The sequence below is a fragment of the Terrihalobacillus insolitus genome, from assembly GCF_028416575.1.
Classification (GTDB): domain Bacteria; phylum Bacillota; class Bacilli; order Bacillales; family Amphibacillaceae; genus Terrihalobacillus; species Terrihalobacillus insolitus.
This window is the reverse complement of the sequence record NZ_JAMQKB010000050.1, coordinates 1-3,824: the sequence shown is the minus strand read 5'-3', so window position 1 is coordinate 3,824 and position 3,824 is coordinate 1. Positions and strand designations below refer to the sequence as shown.

The following is a 3,824-nucleotide window of genomic DNA, read 5'->3' as shown; positions in this document are numbered from 1 at the left end:
TTAAATTTTATCAGAACAAATGTTCTAAGTCAAGAAATTTCATCTCCTTCGGTGGGGCGATTCATCCCCCACTTATTATTGGTGTTACCCACCTTCACATAATGGAAGTGGGGGTCTTCTCGCCCGTGAAAAGATAAATCACTAGTATTTAGATTTCCAAAATATAAAAAGATGTAATAAAATTGAAAAAAGAAACGGGAATATTGGAATACATAAAAAATAGGGTATCAATTCCAATTCCATATCCGATTTATCAGTCTTTCGAAGAATTAGAAGTAGGAAAAGTTTTTTCTGGATATAGCTTAATTCAAGGATCTCCTTTATGGAGAGATAGCCTTGAACGAATTGAGAAAGGGGATTTGGTACAAGGAATAGCATCACAACTTGTTACATTTCTTAAAGAACTTCATTCTATTCCAAAAGAAAAAGCAGATGTGTTTCTACAACTAGAAGATAATGATCCTCGCGAAGAAATGGCTGAACTATATCAAAAAATAGAAAACAAGCTTTTTCCTTTTATTAGAAAGGAAGCTCAAGACGAAATAATTAATTCGTTTGAAACCTTCCTCGTTAGTGATACATATAACTTAAAAACAATGCTTATACACGGTGATTTTGGGGCATCCAATATCATATGGCAACCAGATACTTGTAAAGTTTCGGGGATAATTGATTTCGGGGGTTCAGGTTTAGGAGACCCAGCATATGACTTCGCAGGGATATTATCTAGTTACGGCGAAGCTTTTTTTAATATGTGTATGGATTTATACCCGAATGGTAAGCAAATCTCTAAGCGAGTAAAATTTTATAAAAGTACATTTGCATTAATGGAAGCTTTGCATGGGATTGAAAATGATGATATTCAAGCTTTCGAAAATGGTATTAAGGATTACAGATAGTATTTTTTGAAAACTCTTGACGGGTTAATGGAATGACGGTTATTACATAATAAAAAATTGGGAGAAGGAATATGCATTATAATATAGAAATCTTGTTGGAGAATAGTGAGAAGTTTTCAACTTTTTTGCACACAAAAATTAAGGAATTTAATAATGAGCATTCATTACACCATAGAGAAGTAAGAAAAAATGATGCTGTACAGCCCATAAATATTATTGTGTCAGATAATAAAGAACAATGGATTGGTGGTATTAGTGCAGAAGTTTACTGGGATTGGGTAGAAATTAACGATTTTTGGTTTAGTGAAGAACATAGAGGTAAAGGTTTAGGTGGGGTACTACTTGATAATACTGAAAAAGTCGCCAAAGAGAAGGGCGCAAAAAAGGCATTATTAACTACTTTTGAATTTCAAGCTCGTTCTTTTTATGAAATGAAAGGATACCAAGTTGTGGGTGAAATTAAAGACTATCCCCCAGGTAGTAGTTATTATACTATGGTAAAATCTCTAACTTAAGGAGCTTGTTATTTAGGCAAAAATAATAGATTTTACTAAGAAACTTTTGACAATACGATTTAGTTTTAAGGAGTGAAAAAGATGAAAGCAATAACAGTGAAACAGCCAGGTGGAGTTGATCAGTTGCAGATGGTGGATCAACCGAAGCCTTCTGTTATGTCTGATGAATTATTGATAAAAGTATGCTATGCAGGCGTGAATCGGACGGACATTCTCAGTCGCCAGCGAGGCCCATCCTACCTCGCTAACCCGGTGCTCGGAATTGAGGTTGCAGGAGTCGTGGAAGAAGTGGGTTCGGATTCGGGAGTGGAAGTTGGCACGCGTGTTATGGGGTTAGTGAATGGCGGAGGTTATGCAGAATATGCGGTCATGCCCGCAGACCGTGCAATGGTGGTTCCAGATAATCTATCGTTGGAAGAAGCAGCAGCCATTCCAGAGGTATTTTTAACCGCCTATCAAACGTTGTTTTGGCTTGGAGAGTTGGGAGAGAAGGAATCCGTTTTGATTCATGCCGGGGGAAGCGGAGTCGGAACAGCAGCCATTCAGCTCTCTAAGCAGTTGGTCGACGCAAAGGTATTAACAACTGCGGGATCAGAGAGGAAACTTGTGTTCTGCAGGAGTCTTGGTGCAGATGTGACGATTAATTATAAGGAACAAGCTTTTGATCAGGAAGTGTTGAAGGCTACTGAGAATAAGGGAGTTGATGTCATTTTAGATTTTGTCGGCGCCTCGTACTTTAAGAGAAATATGGCAAGTGTTGCGTTGGATGGACGCTGGATTTTAATTGGATTACTAGGTGGCGCCGAGGTTGAGAAGCTAAATCTAATGGAAATCATGCAAAAGAGAGTACAGTTAAAGGGAACTCTGCTCACTCCACGAACAGATGATTATAAAGCGTTGCTAACAAACGAGTTTGCCGAAGCTACCTTACCTTTATTCAAGGCCGGTAAGCTGAAACCGATTGTTGATCAAGTGTTTGATCTAAAAAATGTTGGTGAAGCCCATTTACATATGGAGAACAACAAGAATATTGGGAAGATATTGCTGAAGATCGATTCAGTCAGTGGAAGTTGATGAATGGATGATAATTTGTAAGGAGACATAAGATCTCCATGTCATAATACAATAAATGAAGTGAAACCCTCGGGGAGAGTGTGTCCCGAGGATTTTTTTAATTGCTAAGTGGAGATGATTGAAGTGCAAATGAGTAAACGCTCAACCCAGGCATAACAAGTAGCACTGATCTAACTAACTGGGCACGTTATTAACCCCCACAAAGGATATACAGTCCCAACTTTGTAAAAACTATAGTCGGTCAAAAGTGCATGTTTTGAGCTTGCCAGTTTATTTACATAATCACACTAATCCCTTCCAGTCCAGTTTTGCACAATTTGTTGTGAGTTATTTGGTCTTATTTTTGTGCAAGGAGGCACCACATAATCTTGCGAATGTATTGCTTTTGTAAATACAGCTTCATATAATAACAATATGGAAGGAGTGATTGGTAATGGCTAAAACAACAAATCTCTATGTAAGGCTTGAGCCTGAACTTAAAGAACAAGCAGAAGCCGTTTTGGGACAATTAGGTATTCCATTATCCAATGCAGTCAACATATTCTTGAAACAGGTTGTAATGCAGAGAGGAATTCCTTTTGATGTTAAGATTCCTGCCACAAAACCTGTAGGAGCTTCCAGTTTAACAGAAGAAGAGTTGGATGCCGAGTTGAAAAAAGGATATGTGGATTACGTGCAAGAAGATACAAAACCTGCTATGAAGGTTTTTTCGGACATCCGTCGAGATTACGGCGTATGAAATATAAAGTAGTATTGACGAACTAGCTTTTGGAACTGTTTTTCCACACCATCAAGCAGGCTGCGCCATGGGTTTAAGGTGCGAAACTTAAGTTATAGTATAGGATGTATAATAATGTATATAATCAATACAAAGTGGGTGATGTTATGGTAGAGGGTACGGACAAATATAATGAGTCGTTACGTCTTTCTTATAACCATGCAACCAGAATGTTTATGCATTTAAAAAATGTAGTAGATAATTTCACAAATTTGAAAAATCCAGAGGACATTACGATTGAAGTGTACCGTGATTCAATAGTTAAAAAATATGAAATGTTAGAAGATATACTGTGGAAATTACTTTCGAAATACTTTAAATCAACAGGGTTAAATTTAACGTACTTCCGAAAGAAGTCTCCCTCTTCAAGCGTGTAAAGGGCGTAGCCCAACGGTAAGGGGGAGATGAATTTCGGTTGGGCGATAGCCCAAAAGTTAGACAGTAATAACCATTCAGTGTTCTTGATGTATTACCATCTTGTGTTAGTCGTGAAGTATCGAAGGAAAGTGATGGATGATCCCATTTCAGACTATGCTAAAGATAAATTTATATCTTTGA

The 3,824-nt window shown here is 37.6% G+C and carries 6 protein-coding genes; all 6 read left to right on the top strand.

The window, feature by feature from the left end:
• Positions 1-182: 182 nt before the first annotated feature.
• On the top strand, positions 183-899 hold the full coding sequence (locus NC797_RS18075; RefSeq protein WP_272438193.1) for a phosphotransferase family protein: 717 nt from the start codon (positions 183-185) through the stop codon (positions 897-899).
• 71 nt (positions 900-970) lie between these two features.
• A complete protein-coding gene (locus NC797_RS18070) occupies positions 971-1,414 on the top strand; it encodes a GNAT family N-acetyltransferase (protein ID WP_272438192.1) in 444 nt (147 codons plus the stop codon).
• Between the two features lie 81 nt (positions 1,415-1,495).
• The gene (locus tag NC797_RS18065) at positions 1,496-2,488 is read left to right on the top strand and encodes an NAD(P)H-quinone oxidoreductase (protein WP_272438191.1); all 993 of its coding nucleotides are present in this window, start codon (positions 1,496-1,498) and stop codon (positions 2,486-2,488) included.
• Positions 2,489-2,921: 433 nt separating this feature from the next.
• Positions 2,922-3,227, top strand: coding sequence for a type II toxin-antitoxin system RelB/DinJ family antitoxin (locus NC797_RS18060; RefSeq protein WP_272438189.1), 306 nt, complete (start codon positions 2,922-2,924; stop codon positions 3,225-3,227).
• A gap of 146 nt (positions 3,228-3,373) precedes the next feature.
• Positions 3,374-3,643: a hypothetical protein gene (locus NC797_RS18055; RefSeq protein ID WP_272438188.1), complete on the top strand. Its 270-nt coding sequence runs from the start codon at positions 3,374-3,376 to the stop codon at positions 3,641-3,643.
• A 27-nt stretch (positions 3,644-3,670) separates the two neighbouring features.
• Positions 3,671-3,824, top strand: a 154-nt coding sequence (locus NC797_RS18050) for a transposase (RefSeq protein WP_272438195.1), incomplete at its 3' end; no start/stop codon positions are given.

Bases quoted from the DNA above. Each gene is read 5' to 3' on its own strand.
- NC797_RS18055 (WP_272438188.1), top strand. From the start codon at position 3,374: ATGGTAGAGGGTACGGACAAATATAATGAGTCGTTACGTCTTTCTTAT.
- NC797_RS18060 (WP_272438189.1), top strand. From the start codon at position 2,922: ATGGCTAAAACAACAAATCTCTATGTAAGGCTTGAGCCTGAACTTAAA.
- NC797_RS18070 (WP_272438192.1), top strand. From the start codon at position 971: ATGCATTATAATATAGAAATCTTGTTGGAGAATAGTGAGAAGTTTTCA.
- NC797_RS18065 (WP_272438191.1), top strand. From the start codon at position 1,496: ATGAAAGCAATAACAGTGAAACAGCCAGGTGGAGTTGATCAGTTGCAG.